Raw genomic sequence first — 23,626 nt, 5'->3', positions numbered from 1 at the left:
TTCGGGGCTTTTTTATGAGCATTCTTTACTTTTTAAATAGCAGCACTGCTTGTTTGTGCTTGTCTGTCAACTTTTTTTACTAAGCCTTGTAACACTTTACCCGGACCTACTTCAATAAACTCAGTAGCTCCGTCTGCCAGCATATTTTGAACGCTTTGTGTCCATTTTACAGGGGCGGTTAATTGAAACAATAAGTTCTTCTTAATTTCCGCAGGATCTGTTACTGCAGTAGTGCTTACATTCTGATAAATAGGACATTTAGGTTCGCTAAATGTCGTTTTTTCTATAGCTGCTGCAAGTTCTTCACGAGCAGGCTCCATAAGTGGTGAGTGAAAAGCACCCCCTACCGGTAGTACAAGAGCACGTTTTGCTCCGCGTTCTTTAAGTCTTTCGCAAGCTTCGTTAACAGCTTCAACAGCACCAGAAATTATAAGTTGTCCCGGGCAGTTGTAATTTGCAGCTACTACTACACCATCAACATCTGCGCAGACAGCTTCAACCAGTTCGTCTTCAAGCCCTAAGATAGCAGCCATGGTAGAAGGAGTTGAGTCGCAAGATTTTTGCATAGCCTGAGCACGTTGAGAAACCAGTCTCAGACCATCTTCAAAACTTAAAACACCATTAGCAACAAGCGCTGATATTTCACCTAAAGAGTGACCAGCAACCATTTGCGGTACAGCTTCTTCACCTAAAGCTTTAAATAGTGCAACCGAGTGTAAAAAGATCGCAGGCTGAGTAACTTTAGTTTCTTTAAGTTCTTCGGCGGTGCCTTCAAACATAATTTTTGTAATGTCAAAGCCTAAGATTTCATTTGCTTTTTCAAATAATTTACGAGCGGTTTCTGATGCTTCGTAAACGTCTTTACCCATACCGGTAAATTGTGCTCCCTGTCCGGGGAAGATATATGCTTTCATAATTAAATTTTTCTAAATAGTGTTGCAAAAATACACATACACGAATGGATTTAGAAATTATAAATACACGAGGGGTATTTATTCTTATAAAGTTTCTAATTTTGAGTGATATAGGAAACGATCTTAATGATGAACAACAATCAATATTTTAAAATAGTTGCTTTATTAGTATGTACTTTTTCAGTGACTGGCATGTTTGCGCAATACGATGCAATAAGCAATATCCCTCTCAAGCAAGATCATAGATATCAATGGTCTGATGAAAGCAAAAGAGCATCTCTAAAAGAGTCTAAAATGCAGGTTGAATATTTTTTAGAACAAAAAAATTCTGACCAGTATATTTACATCGTAGATGGTCAAGTATTAGATACTAAAGTGCTTCAAGAGTTTAAAGCCAGCATACTTAAACAGGCAAAAGCTATTCATTTCGTGCGCTCAGTAGATAGTATTATGGGATATCCTTCTAAACGGAAACGTATGTTAGTCTTGATTAATACAGATATTGTTAGTGATAAATAATCTTTCTGACTAGTCTATTTATACTTTTAATGAGCCGGTTTCGCCAAGATCGGTTTCATCTCCTGTAACTGATGAATATGCCATTTTTAAAAGGCTTACAAACTTATTAGACTTGGAGTCCCAATATTGAGCTGTTTTAGGAACAAATTTTATAGCGGTAAGATTGGGGTCGTTTATGCCATCAAACCAGGCATCATCGCTTTTGCCATATAGATCTTCAAGAATAGCTCTGTCTTTTGTGATACTAACAGAACCATAAACGCTCAAAAATTCCATATCAGATGGTTTTGCATAGAATAATTGCGCTTCAGGATCTTTCTGAATATTTGCATTGTGGTCGCTATCTGTACCACTTAAGAACCAAATGTTCCCGGCATCATCCACTTTTTTTGTTGACATTGGGATGGCATCAATTGGAGAGTGTTTTAAATCTGTAGCCAGCATTGTAAAATCTATAGAAGTGGCGAGCTCTTTTAATTTTTTAAGGGCTTCTGTATTGAAAAGGTTTTCGGTACTCATAGCTTTATTTTTTATTTAAAGTTAAACCGAAACGAATCGTTGAATTATCAAGACTTCGCCAAAATTTAGTCAGAAAGGATTAAAGTCTGTTAATAATCAGCGGTATTCTGCCAGTATCGCTTTCGCGGAAGCGTAATAGTTTCCACCAAAAAGATTTACGTGAACTAATATGTAATACAGTTGCCAGAGCCGGATGCGCTCTTCCCATCCCCTTTGAAGTGAGAAAACATCATTATAATGGTTGAAAATATCTGACTCAAACCCACCAAAAAGATGCATCAAAGCGATATCCATCTCACGTGGTGCGTAGCAGGTAGCAGGGTCTATAAGTATAGGCTCTCCGTTTTTGCCTACCATAAAATTACCAGACCACAGGTCGCCGTGAACTAAAGCTGCCGGTTCATCTGGAATTAATTTTGAAATTTTTGTGTAGAAATCTTCAATGTTTGAGAATAAATAGCCGCGTTGATTAGCCATTTTAAACTGAGGTTCTAAGCGCTGATTGATATAAAAATCGACGGCATTCTCTTCTCGTGCATTGTATTGTGGTAAGCTGCCAATATAGTTGTCTTTTTCAAAGCCAAATGCATCAGTATTTTGATGCATTGCAGCTAACTGATGCCCGAAACTTTCTGAAAAGCTAACAGTTTTAGTGCCAGACTCTAGATATTCAAGCAGTATAAAACTTTGATCTTTATAGGTTCCTGTTTGAAGAACCTTGGGAGTTAAAAAACTATTAGAATCTGCAATATGCTTGAGCCCTAGCGCTTCTAGTTCAAACATATTTGGGAATTTGTCCGCGTTATTTACTTTAATAACGAAATCCTGAGAAAGAGTTTCAATCTTATAAACATCATTAATATCTCCGCCAGAAAGCGGACTGATTTCTTCAATCTGAGTGTTGAGTATTTGAGATAAATGAGTTTTAAAGGCCTCGTTTAACATAGGTTAAATAAGTAAATGCATAATCGTGGCGTTCATCTTTTTGATGTTCTTCAGAATTGATTAACTCCCACTTATCCTCATCAATTTCAGGGAAAAAAGCATCTGCTTCAAAAGTCTCATGAACACGTGTAAGCTCTATATGTGTAGCTTGATCTAGGGCAAGTTTGTAAATCTCTCCGCCACCAATAATAAATAGTGTTTCATCTTCTTTTTTAACGGTATTAATGGCATCTTCAAGGCTGTTTACGACAACAATTTCATCTGGAGCCTCATAATTTGTTTTACGGGTAATTACAATATGTTTCCGATTAGGAAGCGGTTTAGGAAAAGTCTCAAATGTTTTACGTCCCATAATTATGGGGTGATGCGAGGTGAGTTTTTTAAAACGCTTAAAATCATCAGGTAGATGCCAAACCAGATCGTTGTCTTTACCCAGCGCATTATTTTCTGCGGCAGCAGCTATTAAAATAATTTTCATGATTAAGAATTTAAAGGCTCATCAGGTCTGGAAATAAATGTCTTTTGTTGTTCTGGGAGCGGGTGCTCTCTATCAACCTGCTCTTGCAGTTTTACGATTTTTGCTTTTTGCTTGGTAACCAGTTTGTCTACTTGCTCGTGTTCCCATTTTTTATTCATAAAACTGCCTAATAAAAAGACATTGAGAAAATGAATAAGGAATAAGAAAAACCAAATTAGAATCGCCCACACAAACCAATCAACCTGACCCGGTCTAAAATCTGCACCGAAGTCTAAAAATTTATTCAGGATTATTAATAAAACTGCCCCGGCAAGAAACACAACAAAATGTCTAAAAAGATTCTTTTTTTGCTTAACCCGGTATTGCGCATACTCAATAAGTTCTCGCTGCTCGCGATCTATTTTTGTAGTTTCTTGCTTTTTTGAGAACATAAGAAAAAGTAAATTGTGTGAGAATCAAATTTACAAGTTTTAATCACGCTACTACCTTATGAAAAACTTAAAAAAGGAATTTCCGGTCACGGCAAACTATACGCATCTCAATACGGCTGGGACGGGATTACTTTCAGAAACCTTATTGGATTTTAGACAAAATCATGATTTAGATTATCTCGTTATGGGAAGCCTGATGAAAGACAATCAGGATAAATTTACCACAAAAGTCCGAGAAGAAGTCGGCAATTTTTTTAAGTGTAAAGCTCAGAATGTTGCCCTTGTCACAAGTTTTTCTACCGGCTTTAATGTATTTCTAGAAGCTTTGCCTGCTAAATCTAAGGTGTTGCTTCTTCAGGAAGATTACCCTTCTATAAATTGGCCTGTTGAAGCCCGTGACTTTGATATTAGTTATGCGAAGATAGATGTAAATCTTGAAGACAATATTCTCAAGGCGGTTGAACGGGAAAAGCCAGAAGTTTTGTGTATTAGTCTTGTGCAATACATCAGCGGAGTACAAATAAATTTTGAATTTTTAAAGTCGCTTAAAGCGGAATACCCTGATCTTTTGATTTGCGCAGATGGAACTCAATATTGTGGCGTTGCTCCGTTTGATTTTGAAAACAGCGGAATCGATGTTTTAGGAGCAAGTACCTATAAATGGCTTAATGCAGGGTATGGTAATGGTTTTTTTCTATTTAAAGACGCGGTTAAAGATCGCTTAAAGCCTAAAGCTGTAGGTTTTGCATCTATTCGAGGAAAGTATAAAGAGGCAGGTGATACCTTGATAGGAAAATTTGAGCCGGGACATTTAGACACGTTAAACTCAGGAAGCTTACAAGCAGCGATACAACTTGTAAATAAGATAGGATATAGCGCGATCACGACTCAGATCGAACTTCTTAAAGAGAAAGCGCTGAATACATTTGCTGAGCGCAATCTATTAGATGACGTTGTTATAAATAGAAAACAGCATTCTTCCATATTTAATATAAAAGGAGATCAGCAACTTTTTGAAAAATTAAAACAGAACGATATAATCTGTTCACAACGAGGAGATGGAATACGGATAAGCTTCCATTATTTTAATACAAAAGACGATTTAGATAAGCTTTTGAAGTTAATTTAGCATTAAAAGCGTAATTCTCTCTGTTAAATTAATAGATAATAAAAATTAGGTAACGTTTTCGTATTTCGGTATTCATTTTGAAAAGTTTTGTAACGTGATTTTTTCAAAAAAATAAGCCTAAAAACCTGATTTTTTGAGGATTGTCAATTTACAATTATAAATTTGTAAAGAACTTAAAAAGAATTTGTTATGCCTATTACTAAACAATTTTTAAAATCAAAACCAGAGTGTAAAGTTACATTTACTGTACTAGACACTGAAGCTAATTCTATTGCTGTTGCAGGAGATTTTAATGACTGGGAAAAAGCAGAATTAAAAAAACTAAAAAATGGTTCTTTTAAGGGAGCTATGAATATACCTGTAGATTCTATGTATGAATTTAAATATTCGGTAGATGGGGAATGGGTAAACGAGCCAGAAGCTGATGGCTTTAAATGGAATGAGTTTGCAGGCGCAGAAAATAGTGTTTTAAGTCTATAATAATTAAAAAGGCAAGTTTAAAACTTGCCTTTTTTTATTTTACTTTAAAAACATAATCTGTAAAGCGATTGCGGTTGTCACTATATTGAGTTAGTGTTTCAAGCCCGGCTTCATTTGCAAGCCACTCAACGATATCGTCATCATATTTCTGTGAAATTTCGGTATGAATACTTTCCCAAGCGGTAAAGTTGATTTCAAGATTTAGCTTTTTAATAGTTACTTTTTGATCTTGTGTGCTAACTAAAAAACTCTTTGCGGTCCCTGTTTCAGGGTCATAGACAGGCCAATGCTTAAATTTATCTGTATTAAAATCGCTTTCTAACTCTTCATTAATGCGATGCAGTAAGTTTTTATTAAAGGCTTCTGTAATTCCCTGGCTGTCATTATAAGCACTCAAAACTAATTCTGGGTCTTTCTTTTGATCAAGCCCCATAAATAAAAGATCACCATTTCGCATAGACTTTCTGATATTGATTAAAAAATCTACGGCCTGAGGATGCGTGAGGTTTCCTATGTTAGAGCCTAGAACCATAATCACCATTTTACGGTTTGTATCGCGATTCCCTAAGTTTTTTAAGACTTCAAAATAGGTTCCCTGCTCAGGTTTGATGTTTATTTTAGGCCATTTTTGATTGATGGCATCTTTGAGTTCATCAAGCATATTCTGGCTGATGTCAATAGGCTTATATGTGAAGTTGATTTTTTTAGCAGCAAATTCTTCGAGTAGAATTTTTGTTTTTTTTCCGTCACCAGCACCTAATTCTACTAAATCGAAACCTGCTCGTTCCTGAAATAAATTTGTAATTTCTTCTTTATGAGTATCAATTATATCATACTCACAGCCTGTAAGGTAATATTCGGGGAGTGCCATGATTTGTTGAAATAATTTGTCTCCCTTTTTATCATAGAACCATTTTGAAGAAATCTTTTTAGGAAAAGCGGTTAGGCCCTCGTAAACTTCTTGCTCAAAGGCTGTTTTAAATTGTGTTTGCTGCTCTGTTTTCATAAAACCTAATTACCTGGCCAGACGTAAACCGGTGAATTGCCATCTTAGTTGAGGGTGAAAAAAATTGCGATAAGTTGCTCTTGTGTGATTTTCTGAAGTAGCTACAGAGCCACCTCTAAGTGTTTTTTGACTTACCATAAATTTGCCGTTGTACTCCCCAAGTGCTCCAGGAGCTTTTGTATAATTGGGATAGGGCAGGTAGGCGCTTTCTGTCCATTCCCAGCGTTGCCCCCAATCAAATTTACTCTGAGCGATTTCCCATTCAAATTCTGTAGGTAGTCTTAGACCTTTCCATTGCGCATAAGCAAAAGCTTCGTAGTATGAAATGTGTGTTACGGGTGCTTCTAGATCGAGTTTTTGAACTCCATTGAGGTGATAGCAAAACCACTTGCCATCTTGTTTTTGCCAGTATTGCGGTGCAGAAATAGTATTGTTTTTTACCCAATCCCAACCTTCACTATGCCAAAGCAAAACCTGATCATAGCCGCCATCTTCAATAAATTGAAGGTATTCTGCATTAGTAACAAGTTCACTTGAAATTTGGAATTCCTGTAGAAAAATTTTGTGTCTTCCTAATTCATTGTCATAACAAAAGCCAGAGTCATTATGACCTATTTCATAAATCCCTTCCTTGATAGAGAGCCATTCCGCATCCTTACTTATAGTTTTATATTCATTAAAATTTGATGAATATACCGGCTGGAGAGGATTGTTTCCTAAAATATATTTGATATCAGTAAGTAAAAGCTCTTGGTGTTGTTTTTCGTGATGTATCCCTATTTCTATAAGTTCTTCAAGTTCTTTTGAAATATCATTTTCCTGAAGTAAGTTTTCTAGAGCAGAAGTCACATATTTACGATATGCATAAACTTCTTCAACAGTAGGTCTTGATAGATTACCGCGATCTGTACGCACCACGCGAGCACCCATACTTTCGTAATAACTATTGAATACAAAAGCAAATTGCTTATCAAACTCTTTATAATCAGATTTATACTTTTTGAGAATAAAGTCCTCAAAAAACCAAGTCGTATGTCCTAAATGCCATTTTGGAGGAGAGACGTCAACTATAGGTTGTACCACATAATCTTCTATCTGCAAGGGTTTGCAGATCGTTTCTGTTTGTGTTCTGGTTTGTAATAAAAAGTCTAAAAGAGCAGATGTGCTAACAATCATAGCAATAAATATAACTTTGAGTTATTCTCAAAGTTAAACATTTAATGCTTTGAGCCTTTTGCGTATAACGTTAAGCCCTAGTTAAAAGGTGAATGGCATTGAGTATTTTATCGCTCTTGGTTTTCCGCCTGCTTGCCCAGGAGTCATTTTAGGAATTGCTAAAATGTTGCGTTTTGCTTCTTCTTGAAGAATTTTAGTGCCGCCTTTTATACCAAGAATTTGTGGCTTTCCTTTTTCGTTGATTACAAAATCAACTACCACCTTTTCTTTAACACTACCTCTTTTGTAACCTTCAGGGAATTTAAAGTTAGAAACAACGTGTTGTACCAGTTGTTTTTTAAAACACGCTTTTTTTTCTGCAAGAGAACCTTCACAGCCCGGCCAAACCGGAGGGATTTCTTTGATTGAAATTGCATTACCAGATACGGTGATGCCTTCTTGTGCAAACGTGATACCAGCTAAAAGAAAAGCTGTGACAAAAATAATAGACCTCATGATGTTGAAGATTTGGGTTTAAACTGCGACAGCACCTTTAATATGAGGATGCGGATCGTAATTTTCTAATTTAAAATCATCAAACGTAAAACTGAAAATGTCTTTTACTTCAGGATTAAGCGTGATTGTCGGTAAGGTGCGTATTTCTCGGCTCAATTGCAAATTTAATTGCTCTATATGATTGTTGTAAATATGCGCATCGCCAAAAGTATGTATAAAATCTCCCGGAGCATAGTCGCATACTTGTGCCATCATCATTGTGAATAATGCATATGAAGCTATATTGAAAGGCACACCTAGAAAGACATCTGCACTGCGCTGGTAAAGCTGGCAAGAAAGCTTAGGTCTTTTGTCTTCTGCATCGGGATTTCCCGGGGCAACATAAAACTGAAAAAAAGCGTGGCAAGGAGGCAGTGCAGCTTTTCCGTTTGCAACATTATCTGCAAAAGATTTTGAAGTGTCTGGCATAACGCTGGGATTCCAGGCGCTTACAAGCATTCTTCTGCTGTTCGGGTTATTTTTTAAAGTTTCAACAACCTCTTTGATTTGGTCAATTTCCTCGCTATTCCAGTTGCGCCATTGGTGCCCGTAAACCGGCCCTAGATTGCCATTCTCATCAGCCCATTCATTCCAGATGCGTACACCATTTTCTTTAAGGTAATCAATATTTGTATCACCTTTTAAGAACCATAAAAGCTCATATATGATAGACTTTAAATGCAATTTCTTTGTAGTAACCATTGGGAAACCTTCACTAAGATCAAAACGCATTTGATAACCAAATACACTTAATGTTCCTGTACCTGTACGGTCTCCTTTTTGTGTTCCTTCGTCTAAAATATGTTTTACAAGGTCGTGATATTGCTTCATGATAATAGGCTTCTAAAGAATAGAATTCAAAAGTAAGGAATTACTTATTTTAATTTGATTGTGATTTTATTTTTAACGAGATACTTATTAACTAATAATAATGATTATTTTCGCTTTCTTAAAAAAAACTTAATTTAGTTAAATGGTCTTAAAAACTATCGCTTACCCTTTTGGAGAAGTTAAGTACTACGAAGGTTTCATTCACATGAAATTTGATGAAGATCTTGACGAGGTTAAAATTGAACATTCTAAAAAAATGTTCAAGGATATAGAAGGGTTTTATGGAGCAGAAAAATATGTTCTAATATCAGAGCGTAATCTCAAAACAAGCTTTGATGCAGATTTGATGAAAGATTTAAACCTTTCTAAAATGAGAGGCCTGGCTGTAGTATCTGAAGAAGGAGTGAGTCGTCGTGAAGAGCTTATAAAAGAACAAAGCTTATTCAAGGGGTCCTTCGCGTATTTTACAAATTACAAGGCAGCTGAAGAATGGGCTAGAACTTTTAATTAAGAGTTAGCCTATAATCATACCCGCTATAGTTGCAGAGAATAAGGACGCTAATGTACCTCCTAAAACAGCTTTAAGACCAAATTCTGAAAGTGTTTTTCGCTGTCCTGGAGCTAAAGATCCAATACCACCTATTTGTATCCCTATCGAAGCAAAATTTGCAAAACCGCAAAGCAAATAAGTAGCCATAATAACCGATTTTTCATAAGTAAAGCTCAGCGTATTTACCGGGTTTTTTAATTCTGCGAGTTGAATGTATCCAACAAATTCACTTGCGGCTAGTTTTATTCCTAGCAGTTGCCCCATTAACATCACATCTTCAGAAGCGACACCTATAAGCCACATCAAAGGAGCAAAAATGGATCCTAATACAGATTCTAAAGAGAAACTACTGTATGGCGTATTAGCAGCAAGAAAATCATTAAGCATTGTGACTTCACCTATTTTATTAAAGCCATAATTTATCATTGCTATAAAAGCAACAAAAACAAGTAACATTGCGCCAACATTGGCAGCAAGCTTTAAACCTTCGGTCGTACCTGTGGCTATAGCATCTAATATGTTGGAGCCTATTTTATCTGCCGAAACTTCAACTCTAGGATCTATTTTTTCTTGTTGAGGATATAGTAGTTTAGAAATCACAATAGCACCGGGAGCAGCCATTACTGAAGCAGCAAGTAAGTGTCTTGCGAATTCTAATCTTAAAGTAGCATCGTCACCACCTAAAAAACCAATATAGGCAGCAAGCACTCCACCTGCTACGGTGGCCATCCCACCAATCATAACTAGTAAGATCTCTGAACGGGTCATGCGCTCCAAATAAGCTTTGATCATTAAGGGAGCTTCGGTTTGACCTAAAAAGATATTACCGGCTACAGATAAACTTTCTGCACCAGAAATGCCTAGTAGCTTTGTGAGTACCCAAGCCATACCTTTAACAACAATCTGAACTACGCCTAAATAGAATAAGACTGAAGTTAGAGCTGAGAAGAATATTATGGTAGGTAATACTTGAAAAATAAAAATGAAGCCGTAACTTTCTGTATCCATCATTCCGCCAAGAAGAAATTCACTACCAGCTGCAGTAAAATCTAGAATCTTGACAAATATTTTTCCTACAAACTCAAAAGCTTTTTGAACAAAAGGAACTTTTAATACTCCAATGGCTAACAATAACTGAGCACCAAGACCAACACCTATTGTTTTCCAGTTTATTGCTTTTCTGTTATTGCTAAATAGGTAAGCGATAAGCAACAAGCAAATCATTCCCAAAACACCTCTCCATAAACTATCAAAAGAAAAACCGGCGTTAGGTATGAGTTTTTTTGTTTCGTTTATAGGTAATATTTCCTGGACGTTTTGAGCAAATGAGGAAATTGTGGTGATTGAAGAAATGAGTAGGAAAAGGAGTAGTTTTCGCATCTATATTAATTGCGTTTAGAAATTTCGTCACGAATTTTTGCCGCAGCTTCATAATCTTCGGCAACAACAGCTTGTTCTAAAAGAGAATTAAGTTCGCTAAGTGATAGTTTTTTGTAATCTGTAGACCCAGAACTGTGTTCTTCCTCATCAAGTACAAGTTGATCTACAAGAATGTCATCTTCCTCGTCGTCTTCACTCATTTTATCTTGCTCAGAACCTTTAAGGTAAATCCCTGCTTTATCAAGAATGTTCTTATATGTAAATATAGGGGCATCAAATCGTAAGGCTAGTGATATAGCGTCACTGGTTCTGGCATCTATAATTTCTTCAATATTATCTCTTTCACAGATAATACTGCTATAAAACACACCATCTACTAATTTATGTATGATGACCTGTTTAATAAGAATGTCAAAACGGTCTGCAAAATTCTTAAAAAGGTCGTGGGTAAGCGGGCGAGGAGGTTTTATTTCTTTCTCAAGAGCAATGGCAATAGATTGCGCTTCAAAAGCACCTATAACAATAGGTAATTTACGATCCCCTTCTACTTCACTTAGAATTAAAGCGTATGCACCATTCTGTGTCTGGCTGTACGATATTCCCTTGATATTCAAACGCACTAAACTCATAAGTTGCAAAAATATAAAAAGGCTGTTTAAAAGAGGACAAATATCCAAATTTAAACAGCCCTTTGAACGGTTGAAAATACTAAAATTAAGAGTTACTTGCTTTAAACTCTTTTAATTTTTCATTTAACTTAGGTACAACCTCAAAAGCATCGCCTACAATACCGTAATCTGCGGCTTTAAAAAACGGAGCTTCCGGGTCTGTATTAATAACAACTTTTGTTTTTGAAGCGTTGATTCCTGCAAGGTGTTGTATTGCTCCAGAAATACCTATTGCGATATATAAGTTAGAAGCGACCGGCTTACCAGTTTGTCCTACGTGTTCGCTGTGTGGTCTCCATCCCATGTCAGAGACTGGTTTAGAGCAGGCTGTCGCTGCGCCTAGAATATCTGCCATCTCTTCGATCATACCCCAATTCTCAGGGCCTTTAAGTCCGCGACCACCACTAACAACTATTTCTGCATCTGCGATAGTAACCTTGTCTTTTACTTTATCTACTGACTGTACCTCAATATTGAAATGCGAATCGTCAAGACTTGGTTCAAAACTTTCTTCAGAAGCGTCTTTCTGAACTTCTTTAAGACCGAAACTATTTTTAGAAAGTCCGATGACTTTCACATCGGTTTTGATTTCGGTGTGATTGAACGCTTTATTGGTAAACGCGGTGCGCTTAACAGTAAACGGAGATTCGCTTTCAGGTAATGCAACAACATTAGATGCGTAACCTGCGTTGAGATCAACAGCTAAAATAGGAGCAAGATATTTTGCATTGGCACTACTGCTCAATACAATTACTTTTGATCCTTCTTTCTGAGCAGCTTGAGTTAGTGCGCTGGCATATGCATTTGCAGTAAATTTAGCAAGTTTGTCATTTTTTATGTGAACAACTTTGTCTGCGCCGTAAGCACCCAGTGAAGTGGTTTCGTCTGCATTAATTGTGAGTGCAGTAACAGTGGTGTTCATCATATCTGCAATGCCACGGGCATAGCTTACTACTTCATAAGCCGTTTTTTTAAATTTTCCTTCTTCTGATTCTGTAAATACTAAAACTGACATATTGTATATTTTTTGTTTTCTGCCTAAACAGAAATACGATTCATAAATAAATTAGATGATACATGCTAGATAACTTTAGCCTCGTTATGCAATAAGTTTATTAGCTCATCTAAGTTGTCTGGTGAAACTAACTTTACCTCACCTTTAGGTGCTGGTTTTTCAAAAGAAACAGCTTTAGTTTCTATTTCTGCACCTTGTGGTTCTTTTACCTCTAGAGGTTTTTTACGTGCCATCATGATGCCTCTCATATTAGGAATTCTCAAATCGCTTTCTTCAACCAAGCCTTTTTGACCACCTATTACTAATGGAAGTTTTGCACTTACAGTTTCTTTACCGCCATCTATTTCCCGAATTGCAGTTGCCGTTTCACCATCAACTTCAAGGCTGATGCATGTGTTTACAAAACTAGCACCAATCAGGTTTGCTAGCATTCCCGGTACCATTCCTCCATTATAATCTATAGATTCACGGCCGGCGATGATAAGATCGTAATTTCCTTCTTTAGCAACCGCGCTCAACTCTTTAGCAACTTGATATCCATCTAAAGCTTCGGTGTTGATTCGTATTGCAGAATCTGCTCCTATTGCTAAGGCTTTGCGCAGGGTAGGTTCAGTTTCAGGGCCGCCTACATTAATAATGTCTACAGTTGCGCCTTGTTTCTCCTTAAACCACATTGCGCGGGTAAGGCCAAACTCGTCGTTAGGGTTGATTACAAACTGAACCCCGTTAGTATCAAACTTGGTGTCGTTGTCTGTAAAATTGATTTTTGAAGTCGTATCAGGTACGTGACTGATGCACACTAATATTTTCATATATAAATTTTTACGTGTAACTATTTCGTTTTCGTTACGAAAATAAGCATTAAAATCGGAAATTTGCTATGCGTGCATAACAAAATTTAGTTAAAACCGATTCTTTTGGGAAGATTTAATTCCTATTTTTGCTGTCCCTGCAAAATTGGTGATTTTGCTGACTATGCGGGATATAAAAATCAAAAATAATTAGCTTGATTTTTAAGTTTTTTTTGAGAGATTATGTGGCATAGTTCACAAAATATAGATTTTGATTAATAGTATTCTTACATCCATTTTTATTTATGAAAACAATACAATTTAGGGAAGCCGTTTGTGAGGCCATGAGTGAAGAAATGCGCCGGGATGAGGCCATTTATCTTATGGGTGAAGAGGTAGCAGAATATAACGGTGCATACAAAGCATCTAAAGGTATGTTAGATGAGTTTGGTGCAGACCGTGTTATAGACACTCCAATCTCAGAACTTGGGTTTGCCGGTATCGCTATTGGGAGTGCAATGAATGGTAACCGCCCTATTGTAGAATATATGACATTCAACTTTTCACTTGTGGGAATTGATCAAATTATAAATAACGCAGCAAAAATACGCCAGATGTCTGGTGGTCAGTTTAACTGTCCTATTGTTTTTAGAGGTCCTACAGCTTCTGCTGGTCAGTTAGGTGCAACACACTCTCAGGCTTTTGAGAGCTGGTTTGCAAATACACCGGGGCTTAAAGTTATCGTGCCATCTAATCCTGCTGATGCAAAAGGTTTATTGAAATCTGCTATACGAGATGATGATCCGGTTATCTTTATGGAAAGTGAGCAGATGTACGGTGATAAGGGGGAGGTGCCTGAAGGAGAGTATCTGATTCCAATTGGAGTTGCAGATATTAAGCGAGAAGGTACAGATGTAACTATTGTTTCTTTTGGTAAGATTATAAAGGAAGCTTATACCGCTGCAGACGAATTAGAGAAAGAAGGTATCTCTTGCGAAATCATAGATTTACGTACGGTAAGACCTCTTGATATTGATGCAGTTATCGCATCGGTTAAAAAAACAAACCGTCTAATTATTTTAGAGGAAGCTTGGCCTTTTGGAAACGTTTCTACTGAAATCACCTATCAGGTTCAGGAAAAAGCATTTGACTACTTAGATGCTCCTATCGTAAAAATAAATACAGCAGACACACCAGCTCCATATTCACCAGTTCTTTTGAAAGAGTGGATACCGAATAGCAATGATGTTGTTAAAGCTGTTAAAAAAGTACTTTACAGATAATTTAGATACTACTATCTTTGAAGCTTCATTGGCCTATGGTTAATGAAGCTTTTTTTGTTAATAAAGGTTTCTTTTTGCGACAAACAGAACTTGGAAGATTAAAGAATCGTAGATATCAATACTATTTTAGATTAATCTGAGTTCAAAACATTCATCAGCTCAAATTTTATATGAAGCAACTTTTTATACCTTTTCTATTTCTCCTACTACCTCTTTTAACTCTGGCTCAAACTAAAGCAGGTGGACTTGTGTTTGATGAAAGCGGTAACCCGGTACCTTTTGCAAATGTGGTTTTTGCTGGTTCTACTGAAGGTACTATCACAAATGAAGACGGAAGGTTTTATTTGCAGTCAGATAATACGTATGATGGCCTTAAGGTAACTTTTGTAGGCTTCCAGCCGAAAGAAGTAAGTCTTCCGCAGAAAGTGAACTACAATCTTGAAATCACATTACAGGAAGAGACCGAAAGTTTGAATGAAGTTGTAATCTATACCGGTAAACAACCTAAAAAAAATAATCCGGCGATTGATATTTTGAGGAAAATTTGGGCAAACAAACGATCTAACGGTTTAAGTCTGGTTGATCAATATCAATATGATAAATATGAAAAGGTTGAATTTGATTTGAATACAATAGACAGTGCTTTAATAAATAGTAAGATTTTTAATAAAATGGAATTCATCTTTGATCAGATGGATACTTCTAGAATTACAGGCAAAACGTACTTGCCTATTTTTATTAACGAACGCAGCAGTCAGGTTTTTGGAGATAATATATTGGGTAAGGAAAAAGAAGAGTTAGAAGGAAACCGCAACAGTGGTTTCAGTACAAATCAAACCTTAATTGCATTTATTCAGGAATTATACAATGACTTTAATGTGTATGATAATTACCTGAAATTTTTTGATAAAAGTTTTGTGAGTCCGTTATCTACGACAGGGATTGATACCTATAATTATGTGTTGTCAGACAGCGCATATATTGAAAATAAGTGGTGTTATAATATTATTTACTATCCCAGACGCTCTAATGAGTTGACTTTTAAAGGAGATTTTTGGGTAAATGATACCACTTGGGCCATTAAAGATATCAATCTTCAGGTTAATAAAAGCGCTAACATAAACTGGGTTAAGGAGATTTATATTGAGCAGGAATTTGATGTGCTCAATGATTCTTTATTCTTGATTACCCGTGATTATTTTCTTTCAGATTTTGCGTTGCGGAAAAAAGAAGGGAGTCGTGGTGTTTATGGAAAACGCACAACCTTGTACGATGATTACAAGTTTGATAAACCCATGAAGGAGAGTTTTTATGATAAGCGTGTTACGCGTTATGAAGAAGATGTGTACACCAAGCCCGATGAATTCTGGGAGCAAAAGCGTCTGGAGCCTTTGAGTAAAGATGAAAAGGGCGTTTATGTAATGCTTGATTCGCTTAAAAAAGTGCCGAAATTTCAGCGGTTTTACGATGTAGGTTCTGTTTTAGTGAGTGGTTATTATGAGTGGGACGATGCCAATCTAGATATAGGTCCAGTATTTTCTGCATTTGGTTTTAATGACGTAGAAGGTTTGCGCATTAGAGGAGGTGCCCGTACCTATTTTGATCAAAATGATCCTTGGCGTATAGAAGGTTTTGGAGCATATGGTTTTAAGGATAAGAAATTTAAATTCGGGTTATCCGGTAAAGCATTACTAGATCACAAAGCCCGACTGATTTTATCTGGGGGCTACCGCCAAGATGTGGAACAAATTGCGGCCAGTCTGACCACATCTACAGATGTATTAGGGCGTAACCTGGCTTCATCATCATTAGTGACTGTGGGCAATAACGATCAGCTTACCAGTATTAAGTTGGCCAATTTTGCTATTGAAGCAGAATTTTTAAAGAACCTAGTTGTACGATCTGATATGTCATACCGTACACTTAAATCAGCTTCGCCTACTTTCAATCTTGATTACTATACAGATTTTACGCAAAGCGAAATTAAGTCTGAAGTTAAACAGGCAGAATTTGTATTGAGTGCAATTTATGAGCCGGGTAAACGTACTTCAGGTTATGGGGTAGAAAGAACAGTAACTAATGAGTGGTTTCCCACGATATATTTTGGCTATACAAAAGGAGTAGAGGGACTTTTAGATAGTGATTTTGATTATGAAAAGTTGCAAATGTCTTACCGTCAACCCTGGCGCATGGGAGGTCTTGGGACTTTCAGTTCTACTATAGAAGCCGGTAAAACTTTTGGTGAAGTGCCTTTAGGACTGTTGAGCGTAGTTCCGGGTAATCAGAATCTGTTTTCTATTTACGGTACATTTCCCCAGTTAAACTATTATGAGTTTATTACAGATACCTATGCGACACTACATTTAGAGCATAATTTTGGGGGGCGTATTTTCGGTCGTATTCCGTTTTTGAAAAAATTAAACCTGCGTGAGATTATAGGTTTTAGAGGAGCTTGGGGTTCTATTTCAGATGAAAACCAACTTATAAATGCGACAAATATTGAGTATATCGCACCCAATAAAAAACCATATTATGAGTATAGTGTAGGTATAGGTAATATTTTAAAAGTGCTGCGTATAGACTTTAATTTTAGAGGTAATTATTTAGATACTCCAGATGCACGTAGATTTGGTGTAACCGGAGCCTTAGAATTTTCATTCTAAAAAAGTGATAGTCAGATTTCTGATTGTTTTTATATTTCATAAACGAAAACGTTATAACGTAAGCGAGTTGTTTTCTTTTCAGGGTTTTTCTTGTAGTAGCTTGACTTTTAGACTATTTTTGCCTCCCTATTTTAGGTTAATAAACAATAGAAAATTAAAGCCAAAATAAATATGACAGCAGATAGTATTTCAACTTTTGATGTTCTGATCGAAATACCAAAAGGAAGCCGTAATAAATATGAATATGATTTTAAGTTGAAAAAAATACGTTACGATCGTATGATTTTCTCTTCAATGATGTATCCAGCAGACTATGGTTTCATTCCAGAAACTTTAGCATTAGACGGTGATCCTCTTGATGTTTTAGTTTTGGTTACAGAGCCTACTTTTCCAGGTTGTGTGATGGAAGTTAAGCCTATTGGAGTTTTTCATATGACTGATGAAAAAGGTCCTGATGAAAAAATTATTTGCGTACCGGTAAGCGATCCTAATGCAAGCCGTTTAGAAGATTTAAGCGATTTAAATCCGCATTTGATTAAAGAGATCGGACATTTCTTTCAGGTTTATAAAGATCTTGAAAAGAAAAAAGTTGATGTAGGTGGTTTTGGTGATGTAAATGAAGCAAAAGAAATCATCAAACAATGTATAGACCGTTATGCTAATAGCGATGTGCCTAAAGAAGAAGTAAGTATCGATTAAGTATCAAATACATTCTTGTATACAAAAAAAAGACCGCTGTTTAGCGGTCTTTTTTTGTAAATTATTTTCTGTAATTTGAGAGAGAAATGATATTAACCTCAATTTTACTACATTAGTATTACTTAACCAATTCTCTTTTTATGGAATCAAATATTATTTATGTGCCAATTGCATTGGCTGTTTTAGGCCTGCTTTTTATGTTCTTCAAAATGGCTTGGGTAAAAAAACAAGCACCAGGAAACGACAAAATGCAGAGTATTTCTAAAAGTATTAAAGAAGGAGCTTTAGCTTTTTTAGCTGCAGAATATAGGCTCTTACTTATATTCGTCATTATCGCATCTGTTCTTTTATTTATTACATCAAACGTTGTAGTTACGACAAGTTGGTTAATTGTTCCCGCTTTTATAATTGGTGCATTCTTCTCGGCGCTTGCAGGAAATATAGGTATGCGTATCGCTACCGATGCAAATGCACGCACTGCTGAAGCTGCAAAAACAAGTTTACCACAAGCTTTAAAAGTAAGTTTTGGTGGCGGTACAGTGATGGGATTGGGTGTTGCCGGTCTTGCTGTTCTGGGATTGAGTTTGATCTTTTTATTCTTGATGGGAAGTTTTCTAACGGAAGGCGGAGATTTTTATAACGAGATGACTGTGGTTTTAGAAACACTAGCTGGTTTTTCTTTGGGAGCTGAATCTATCGCATTATTTGCTCGCGTAGGTGGAGGTATTTACACCAAAGCCGCAGATGTAGGTGCTGACCTTGTAGGTAAAGTAGAAGCCGGGATACCAGAAGATGATCCGCGTAACCCAGCAACTATTGCAGATAATGTAGGGGATAATGTAGGGGATGTTGCCGGGATGGGTGCAGACCTTTTTGGTAGTTATGTAGCAACGGTTTTAGCGGCAATGGTTTTGGGAAATTACCTCATACAAGATATGTCTCAAGATGGTCAGTTTACAGATGTTTTCAATAATATGGGCCCCATCTTACTTCCTATTGTGATTGCGGGTGTAGGCATTTTAGCATCCATTTTAGGAACCTTTTTAGTAAGTATTAAAAATAATGAGGCTAAAGAAACTCAAGTGCAACGTGCACTAGATATGGGAAATTGGGTTGCAATCATACTTACCTTAATCGCAAGTTATTTCTTGATAGACTGGATGTTGCCAGAGGTTATGTCGATGAAGTTTTTTGGGGAAGGTTATAAAGATATTCCTTCAATGAATGTGTTTTGGTCTGCATGTATAGGTCTTGCTGTTGGTGCATTAATTTCTGTAGTTACAGCGCATTATACAAGTTTAGGTAAAGGCCCTGTTCTAGATATTGTAAAGAATTCTTCAACAGGCGCGGCTACTAATATTATCGCTGGTCTTGCTGTGGGTATGAAGTCAACGTTTTTTTCTGTTTTGCTATTTGCAGCGGCAATATACGGTTCGTATGAACTAGCAGGATTTTATGGTGTTGCTCTTGCAGCTTCAGCGATGATGGCAACTACGGCGATGCAGCTGGCCATAGATGCTTTTGGTCCCATTGCAGACAACGCAGGTGGTGTGGCAGAGATGAGCGAGCTTGAAGATCACGTACGCGAGCGTACAGATATTCTGGATTCTGTGGGGAATACCACTGCAGCCGTTGGTAAAGGTTTTGCGATTGCTTCAGCAGCATTAACAGCTCTGGCACTTTTTGCAGCTTATGTAACCTTTACAGGTATTGACGGGATTAATATTTTTAAAGCTGATGTGCTTGCAGCGCTTTTTGTAGGAGGGATGGTCCCGGTTATATTTTCGGCATTAGCAATGCAATCAGTAGGTAAGGCAGCGATGCAAATGGTGCAAGAAGTGCGCCGCCAGTTTAGAGAGATTCCGGGTATTTTAGAAGGAACCGGAAAGCCGGAATATGGCAAATGTGTTGAAATTTCAACAAAGGCTGCATTACGCGAAATGATTCTTCCCGGATTGATCACCATAATAACACCTGTTCTTATGGGATTGATTTTTGGAGCTGAACCTTTGGGAGGTTATATGGCAGGAGTTTGTGTGTCAGGAGTGATGTGGGCGATTTTTCAAAATAATGCAGGAGGAGCATGGGATAATGCTAAAAAGTCTTTTGAAGCCGGCGTAGAGATTGAAGGTAAAATGGAATATAAAGGTAGCGATGCACATAAAGCAGCAGTAACCGGTGACACTGTGGGCGATCCTTTTAAAGATACGTCTGGGCCTTCTATGAATATTTTGATAAAACTTACCTGTTTGGTTGGTTTGGTTATCGCTCCGATTTTGGGTAATCATTCCGATGGAATGGCGGTAAATTCTCAAGAGATGCAGGTTGAGGTAAAAATTAAAAAGGAATCTGGAGAGCTGATGAGTGCTTTAATAACGGAAACAAAAACTGTAGATGGAAAGGTTCAGATTACTGAAAAAAGAGTGACAGGCACTGAAGCTGAGATCGATGAAAAACTACAAGCTTATAAGGGTAAATCAAGTACTAGTGACGGGAAAATATTAGTAAAAGAAGTAGAAAACCATCAGAAACAATAACGAATTCTTAAGACAACTTTACCATAAAAATCCCGGTTTCTCAATCGGGATTTTCTAATTTAAAGATATGCTGAAAGATGTTTTACAAAAATTACGATTGCACCCTCAAGATCCCTTGCAAATACATGGGTATCAAACGTATGGTACTGATGGTCATTTATATTTGATAGGAAGGGCTTTAGAGGATGAAGGAGTTAATTTTGATAAAACGGGTGTCGCTAATGCGTTTAAAAATGCCTATAAACAATTCCGTAGTGATGAATTGCCTCATGCAAAATTGAAAATAAGGTTACCGGATGATCGTGTTTTTTATACCAAAACCGACCTCGAAGGCTATTTTAAAGTAGACCAGGCAGTGGATGGTTTACGAGGGTTAACAAATGAGCAGGGCTGGTTGCAATTGGAGTTGGGTTATGATGATGAGAATCAAAAACGGCTGATTCAGAACGATAATCGCTTTCCGGGGCAGATGCTTATTCCATCTAAAAAAGCAGAGTATGGTGTAATCAGTGATATAGACGATACCATTTTAAGAACGGGGGTTACTTCTTTATTAAAATGGCGCGTAATATTTAATACACTTTTTACAGATGTAGGAAACAGAACACCATTTAAAGGAGCTGCCTCTTTTTATAATAAATTGCATTTAGGAAAGTCTGGCGAGGCTTCAAATCCTATGTTCTATGTGAGTAACAGTCCGTGGAATTTATACCACTATCTGCAGGCATTTATCAAGAATAATAATTTTCCGAAAGGAGCGATATTACTACGTGATTTTAGAACGCCTTTTGATCGCACTCCCAAACCGGAAAAACCACATAAACAGCACGAAATACGTAATATCTTGAATACTTATCCTGAGATGCAATTTGTTTTAATAGGGGATAGCGGCGAGCACGACGCAGATATTTATATAGAAATTGCAGAGGAATTCCCTGAGCAAATAAAAGCTATTTACTTACGCAGCGTAAATCACGAAAAGCGAGTTTTTCGCGTACGCGGTTTACTAGAACGTTTTGAAGTCACCCCTGCATTATTAGTCAAAGAGAGCGTGATGGCAGAAGATCACGCTCGAGAATTGGGTTTAATTCAGTAATCAGAGTTTATTCTACTTCCTGAACTACAAAAAAACCGTCATTACCTTGGGCTTGATAAAGCGGCATAAAAATATATGCATCCCAGGTACTAATTATTTTTTTACCATTGTGAATCGCTAGCTGTTCTCCTTTTTTTATGGGTTGAAAATTTTCATAACCGGGTTCCATTTTAAACGTATCACCATTTTTAATTTCGTGACGGTGTTCTATCTCAAAAGTTTTTTGATCTGCTTTCATTGCTTCCATATAAGCAGCGGCTTCAGGATACGTTTTGAGTTCATTTAGATCTAGATTACAGGCTTTAGCCAAAGCTAGCCAGATCATTCCTTCATGATGTTTTACAGCATCAGGACTTTCGTGCTGACCGCCTTCAAAAACAAAACCAGTGACCCCAATGCGACTTAGATAATGATCTATACAACCGTAAACAATGTCAGAAAATCCTCTTATTATATATGGCGGAAATTGATGTGCCCAGTTATCGTTGTCGTTTACATCTTGCACAGAAATATAAGGTTTACTGGCTGATGAGGTTGTATGGCAATCTAAAAAATAGCGTTTCTCATACTGAGACTCGGGATAATTTTTAAGTACCTCAATGATGCAAAACATCTCTTTTTTTTCGTGCGTATCTGTGATTTTATTAGCGATGTTTTCTTCCGTCCAGGTACGGTTAAGATCTTCATCTATATACCGTACATTGTTTTCTAATGCTTCCCGATTTCCTGAAACGGCAATTAATCTACCGCGTATTTCAGGTTTGTTTTCAGATAGAACATTAAGTACTTTTTCTAAAGCTTGTAATCCGCTGGGTTCATTTCCGTGAATTCCGGCACTTATAAATAGTAAAGGGCCGGTTTTGTGTGAGGTGTATTCACCCAACACTCTTTTATAGGTAGTTTGTGATGTGTTCATGACTAGATTTTTTAATGCATAGAAGCCAACTCTTTGTTTGAAAAACTATGGTTATAATACTTTTTGTAGGCTACTTTGCGCTCAATAGCTTCAATCACAGGATCTGTAAATTCTGGTAAACCTATCTCTTCGCAATAATCTAAGCCACCCGGACTCAATACATTAATCTCAATAAGCTTGTCGTCAACAACATCAAGACCTACAAAGAAGAATCCGTCTTTGATGAGTTTTGGGGCAGTCACTTCAACAATGTGTTCCATTGCTTTGGTGAGCTTTGCCGGTTTTGCAGTTGCACCCAAAGAAAGATTACTTCTAAACTCTGCCTTGTCACTATTTACGCGGCGAATAACTGCTAGGTCTCCATTTTCTTCAAGAATACGACCGTTCACCAATATGATACGCACATCCCCTTTACTAACTTCTGGTAGAAATTCTTGAGCAATTACATAGCCCAATTCTGTTAAGCTGGTAATGATCTGGTTGAAATTTTTCTTCTCTTCATCAATAAGGTATACGTTTTGTCCACCAGAACCTTCAAGAGGTTTTAATACAATCTTTTTACCGCATTTTTTCCAGAATTTCAGAAGTTCATTTTTATCACGGGTGATCAAACTTTTAGGTTTAATAGAAGACGGTAATTCTTCAAAGTAAAGTTTGTCTATAAATGCATTAGACATAGCATCAGCATCATTAAGTACAAGTACACCTTGTTCCTGTAGCATACGCCCAAAAGAAATCCCGGAGTGTTCTGCCCAGTGTCTTGAGCTGGTTTCTTCGGTAGGATTGTTTCTTAAGAAAACCACATCAATTTTAGACGAATCTTGTAATTTCCATTCTAATTCATCACCCTGAACCTGTTCCCAGAATTCTTGTGACGTTTTATATTTTAAATCCTTTGGAATCAATTTAGATGTAAGTTTTATGGGAGCACCCTGATAAAAATTAAAACCGCCTACATTCATTACATAAACATCGTGACCCCGTTGATGGGCTTTTCGCATTAAAACTACAGATGTGCCTACCGGCTCGGTCGCTACATCACTTATAACAAAACATATTTTCATTT

The 23,626-nt window shown here is 37.0% G+C and carries 24 protein-coding genes; 9 read left to right on the top strand and 15 right to left on the bottom strand.

Features of this window, described 5'->3' with window-relative positions; genetic code table 11:
• Window positions 1-32: 32 nt before the first annotated feature.
• Entirely contained in the window at window positions 33-914 is an 882-nt protein-coding gene (gene fabD, locus DSM02_RS04955; protein WP_128764604.1) for an ACP S-malonyltransferase, read from the bottom strand.
• Window positions 915-1,040: 126 nt separating this feature from the next.
• On the opposite strand from fabD, the gene DSM02_RS04950 reads away from it, so the two are divergent.
• On the top strand, window positions 1,041-1,433 hold the full coding sequence (locus DSM02_RS04950) for a hypothetical protein (protein ID WP_128764603.1): 393 nt from the start codon (window positions 1,041-1,043) through the stop codon (window positions 1,431-1,433).
• 18 nt (window positions 1,434-1,451) lie between these two features.
• On the opposite strand, the gene DSM02_RS04945 is transcribed toward DSM02_RS04950, so the two are convergent.
• From DSM02_RS04945 to DSM02_RS04930, 4 genes are all read right to left on the bottom strand, one after another.
• Window positions 1,452-1,952: a pyridoxamine 5'-phosphate oxidase family protein gene (locus DSM02_RS04945; RefSeq protein WP_128764602.1), complete on the bottom strand. Its 501-nt coding sequence runs from the start codon at window positions 1,950-1,952 to the stop codon at window positions 1,452-1,454.
• Between the two features lie 96 nt (window positions 1,953-2,048).
• A complete protein-coding gene (locus tag DSM02_RS04940) occupies window positions 2,049-2,897 on the bottom strand; it encodes a fructosamine kinase family protein (RefSeq protein ID WP_128764601.1) in 849 nt (282 codons plus the stop codon).
• Window positions 2,878-3,375 carry a dihydrofolate reductase gene (locus tag DSM02_RS04935; protein WP_128764600.1) on the bottom strand — a complete coding sequence of 166 codons (498 nt, stop codon included), beginning with the start codon at window positions 3,373-3,375 and terminating at the stop codon, window positions 2,878-2,880. The genes DSM02_RS04940 and DSM02_RS04935 overlap by 20 nt, the downstream gene beginning before the upstream one ends.
• Before the next feature lie 2 nt (window positions 3,376-3,377).
• Window positions 3,378-3,806 (bottom strand): 2TM domain-containing protein, encoded by a 429-nt coding sequence (locus DSM02_RS04930; RefSeq protein ID WP_128764599.1) that lies wholly within the window; start codon window positions 3,804-3,806, stop codon window positions 3,378-3,380.
• A 58-nt stretch (window positions 3,807-3,864) separates the two neighbouring features.
• Between DSM02_RS04930 and DSM02_RS04925 the strand changes: the two genes are divergently transcribed.
• Both DSM02_RS04925 and DSM02_RS04920 read left to right on the top strand, forming a co-directional pair.
• Entirely contained in the window at window positions 3,865-4,935 is a 1,071-nt protein-coding gene (locus DSM02_RS04925) for an aminotransferase class V-fold PLP-dependent enzyme (protein ID WP_128764598.1), read from the top strand.
• 189 nt (window positions 4,936-5,124) lie between these two features.
• Window positions 5,125-5,415: an isoamylase early set domain-containing protein gene (locus tag DSM02_RS04920; RefSeq protein WP_128764597.1), complete on the top strand. Its 291-nt coding sequence runs from the start codon at window positions 5,125-5,127 to the stop codon at window positions 5,413-5,415.
• 34 nt (window positions 5,416-5,449) lie between these two features.
• Here DSM02_RS04920 and egtD read toward each other — a convergent pair whose 3' ends face one another.
• The 4 genes from egtD to DSM02_RS04900 form a co-directional block, all read right to left on the bottom strand.
• The gene (gene egtD / locus DSM02_RS04915; RefSeq protein ID WP_128764596.1) at window positions 5,450-6,421 is read right to left on the bottom strand and encodes an L-histidine N(alpha)-methyltransferase; all 972 of its coding nucleotides are present in this window, start codon (window positions 6,419-6,421) and stop codon (window positions 5,450-5,452) included.
• A gap of 9 nt (window positions 6,422-6,430) precedes the next feature.
• Window positions 6,431-7,594, bottom strand: a complete 1,164-nt coding sequence (gene egtB, locus DSM02_RS04910) for an ergothioneine biosynthesis protein EgtB (RefSeq protein ID WP_382403024.1) — start codon at window positions 7,592-7,594, stop codon at window positions 6,431-6,433.
• 84 nt (window positions 7,595-7,678) lie between these two features.
• Window positions 7,679-8,092 carry an energy transducer TonB gene (locus DSM02_RS04905; RefSeq protein ID WP_128764594.1) on the bottom strand — a complete coding sequence of 138 codons (414 nt, stop codon included), beginning with the start codon at window positions 8,090-8,092 and terminating at the stop codon, window positions 7,679-7,681.
• An 18-nt stretch (window positions 8,093-8,110) separates the two neighbouring features.
• Window positions 8,111-8,962, bottom strand: coding sequence for a thymidylate synthase (locus tag DSM02_RS04900; protein ID WP_128764593.1), 852 nt, complete (start codon window positions 8,960-8,962; stop codon window positions 8,111-8,113).
• 142 nt (window positions 8,963-9,104) lie between these two features.
• Between DSM02_RS04900 and DSM02_RS04895 the strand changes: the two genes are divergently transcribed.
• A complete protein-coding gene (locus DSM02_RS04895; protein ID WP_128764592.1) occupies window positions 9,105-9,473 on the top strand; it encodes a hypothetical protein in 369 nt (122 codons plus the stop codon).
• A gap of 3 nt (window positions 9,474-9,476) precedes the next feature.
• On the opposite strand, the gene DSM02_RS04890 is transcribed toward DSM02_RS04895, so the two are convergent.
• From DSM02_RS04890 to DSM02_RS04875, 4 genes are all read right to left on the bottom strand, one after another.
• A complete protein-coding gene (locus DSM02_RS04890) occupies window positions 9,477-10,892 on the bottom strand; it encodes a NupC/NupG family nucleoside CNT transporter (protein WP_128764591.1) in 1,416 nt (471 codons plus the stop codon).
• 5 nt (window positions 10,893-10,897) lie between these two features.
• The gene (locus tag DSM02_RS04885) at window positions 10,898-11,521 is read right to left on the bottom strand and encodes a bifunctional nuclease family protein (RefSeq protein WP_128764590.1); all 624 of its coding nucleotides are present in this window, start codon (window positions 11,519-11,521) and stop codon (window positions 10,898-10,900) included.
• A gap of 85 nt (window positions 11,522-11,606) precedes the next feature.
• Window positions 11,607-12,575, bottom strand: coding sequence for an electron transfer flavoprotein subunit alpha/FixB family protein (locus DSM02_RS04880; RefSeq protein ID WP_128764589.1), 969 nt, complete (start codon window positions 12,573-12,575; stop codon window positions 11,607-11,609).
• A 65-nt stretch (window positions 12,576-12,640) separates the two neighbouring features.
• Complete coding sequence (locus DSM02_RS04875; RefSeq protein WP_128764588.1) at window positions 12,641-13,387, bottom strand: electron transfer flavoprotein subunit beta/FixA family protein; 747 nt, start codon at window positions 13,385-13,387, stop codon at window positions 12,641-12,643.
• A 284-nt stretch (window positions 13,388-13,671) separates the two neighbouring features.
• Here DSM02_RS04875 and DSM02_RS04870 point away from each other — a divergent pair, with 284 nt between their 5' ends.
• From DSM02_RS04870 to DSM02_RS04850, 5 genes are all read left to right on the top strand, one after another.
• Entirely contained in the window at window positions 13,672-14,649 is a 978-nt protein-coding gene (locus tag DSM02_RS04870; protein ID WP_128759997.1) for a pyruvate dehydrogenase complex E1 component subunit beta, read from the top strand.
• 170 nt (window positions 14,650-14,819) lie between these two features.
• A complete protein-coding gene (locus tag DSM02_RS04865) occupies window positions 14,820-17,312 on the top strand; it encodes a DUF5686 and carboxypeptidase-like regulatory domain-containing protein (RefSeq protein ID WP_128764587.1) in 2,493 nt (830 codons plus the stop codon).
• A gap of 171 nt (window positions 17,313-17,483) precedes the next feature.
• The gene (locus DSM02_RS04860) at window positions 17,484-18,011 is read left to right on the top strand and encodes an inorganic diphosphatase (protein WP_128764586.1); all 528 of its coding nucleotides are present in this window, start codon (window positions 17,484-17,486) and stop codon (window positions 18,009-18,011) included.
• A 140-nt stretch (window positions 18,012-18,151) separates the two neighbouring features.
• Complete coding sequence (locus DSM02_RS04855) at window positions 18,152-20,548, top strand: sodium-translocating pyrophosphatase (RefSeq protein WP_128764585.1); 2,397 nt, start codon at window positions 18,152-18,154, stop codon at window positions 20,546-20,548.
• Between the two features lie 67 nt (window positions 20,549-20,615).
• Entirely contained in the window at window positions 20,616-21,644 is a 1,029-nt protein-coding gene (locus tag DSM02_RS04850; protein WP_128764584.1) for an App1 family protein, read from the top strand.
• Between the two features lie 7 nt (window positions 21,645-21,651).
• Here the strand turns inward: DSM02_RS04850 and DSM02_RS04845 are convergent, their stop codons facing one another.
• Together DSM02_RS04845 and DSM02_RS04840 are read right to left on the bottom strand one after the other, a co-directional pair.
• A complete protein-coding gene (locus DSM02_RS04845) occupies window positions 21,652-22,560 on the bottom strand; it encodes a M14 family metallopeptidase (protein ID WP_128764583.1) in 909 nt (302 codons plus the stop codon).
• Between the two features lie 11 nt (window positions 22,561-22,571).
• Window positions 22,572-23,624, bottom strand: a complete 1,053-nt coding sequence (locus tag DSM02_RS04840; protein ID WP_128764582.1) for an ATP-grasp domain-containing protein — start codon at window positions 23,622-23,624, stop codon at window positions 22,572-22,574.
• Between the last annotated feature and the right edge of the window lie 2 nt (window positions 23,625-23,626).

This window comes from Leeuwenhoekiella polynyae (assembly GCF_004104075.1).
GTDB lineage: Bacteria > Bacteroidota > Bacteroidia > Flavobacteriales > Flavobacteriaceae > Leeuwenhoekiella > Leeuwenhoekiella polynyae.
The sequence above is the reverse complement of the archived record's forward strand: the minus strand, read 5'-3'. Positions and strand labels throughout refer to the sequence as shown.

Excerpts from the sequence above, each read along its gene's own strand:
- fabD (WP_128764604.1), bottom strand. The coding sequence starts at position 914 with ATGAAAGCATATATCTTCCCCGGACAGGGAGCACAATTTACCGGTATG.
- DSM02_RS04950 (WP_128764603.1), top strand. The coding sequence starts at position 1,041 with ATGATGAACAACAATCAATATTTTAAAATAGTTGCTTTATTAGTATGT.
- DSM02_RS04945 (WP_128764602.1), bottom strand. The coding sequence starts at position 1,952 with ATGAGTACCGAAAACCTTTTCAATACAGAAGCCCTTAAAAAATTAAAA.
- DSM02_RS04940 (WP_128764601.1), bottom strand. The coding sequence starts at position 2,897 with ATGTTAAACGAGGCCTTTAAAACTCATTTATCTCAAATACTCAACACT.
- DSM02_RS04935 (WP_128764600.1), bottom strand. The coding sequence starts at position 3,375 with ATGAAAATTATTTTAATAGCTGCTGCCGCAGAAAATAATGCGCTGGGT.
- DSM02_RS04930 (WP_128764599.1), bottom strand. The coding sequence starts at position 3,806 with ATGTTCTCAAAAAAGCAAGAAACTACAAAAATAGATCGCGAGCAGCGA.
- DSM02_RS04925 (WP_128764598.1), top strand. The coding sequence starts at position 3,865 with ATGAAAAACTTAAAAAAGGAATTTCCGGTCACGGCAAACTATACGCAT.
- DSM02_RS04920 (WP_128764597.1), top strand. The coding sequence starts at position 5,125 with ATGCCTATTACTAAACAATTTTTAAAATCAAAACCAGAGTGTAAAGTT.
- egtD (WP_128764596.1), bottom strand. The coding sequence starts at position 6,421 with ATGAAAACAGAGCAGCAAACACAATTTAAAACAGCCTTTGAGCAAGAA.
- DSM02_RS04905 (WP_128764594.1), bottom strand. The coding sequence starts at position 8,092 with ATGAGGTCTATTATTTTTGTCACAGCTTTTCTTTTAGCTGGTATCACG.
- DSM02_RS04900 (WP_128764593.1), bottom strand. The coding sequence starts at position 8,962 with ATGAAGCAATATCACGACCTTGTAAAACATATTTTAGACGAAGGAACA.
- DSM02_RS04895 (WP_128764592.1), top strand. The coding sequence starts at position 9,105 with ATGGTCTTAAAAACTATCGCTTACCCTTTTGGAGAAGTTAAGTACTAC.
- DSM02_RS04890 (WP_128764591.1), bottom strand. The coding sequence starts at position 10,892 with ATGCGAAAACTACTCCTTTTCCTACTCATTTCTTCAATCACCACAATT.
- DSM02_RS04885 (WP_128764590.1), bottom strand. The coding sequence starts at position 11,521 with ATGAGTTTAGTGCGTTTGAATATCAAGGGAATATCGTACAGCCAGACA.
- DSM02_RS04880 (WP_128764589.1), bottom strand. The coding sequence starts at position 12,575 with ATGTCAGTTTTAGTATTTACAGAATCAGAAGAAGGAAAATTTAAAAAA.
- DSM02_RS04875 (WP_128764588.1), bottom strand. The coding sequence starts at position 13,387 with ATGAAAATATTAGTGTGCATCAGTCACGTACCTGATACGACTTCAAAA.
- DSM02_RS04870 (WP_128759997.1), top strand. The coding sequence starts at position 13,672 with ATGAAAACAATACAATTTAGGGAAGCCGTTTGTGAGGCCATGAGTGAA.
- DSM02_RS04865 (WP_128764587.1), top strand. The coding sequence starts at position 14,820 with ATGAAGCAACTTTTTATACCTTTTCTATTTCTCCTACTACCTCTTTTA.
- DSM02_RS04860 (WP_128764586.1), top strand. The coding sequence starts at position 17,484 with ATGACAGCAGATAGTATTTCAACTTTTGATGTTCTGATCGAAATACCA.
- DSM02_RS04855 (WP_128764585.1), top strand. The coding sequence starts at position 18,152 with ATGGAATCAAATATTATTTATGTGCCAATTGCATTGGCTGTTTTAGGC.
- DSM02_RS04850 (WP_128764584.1), top strand. The coding sequence starts at position 20,616 with ATGCTGAAAGATGTTTTACAAAAATTACGATTGCACCCTCAAGATCCC.
- DSM02_RS04845 (WP_128764583.1), bottom strand. The coding sequence starts at position 22,560 with ATGAACACATCACAAACTACCTATAAAAGAGTGTTGGGTGAATACACC.
- DSM02_RS04840 (WP_128764582.1), bottom strand. The coding sequence starts at position 23,624 with ATGAAAATATGTTTTGTTATAAGTGATGTAGCGACCGAGCCGGTAGGC.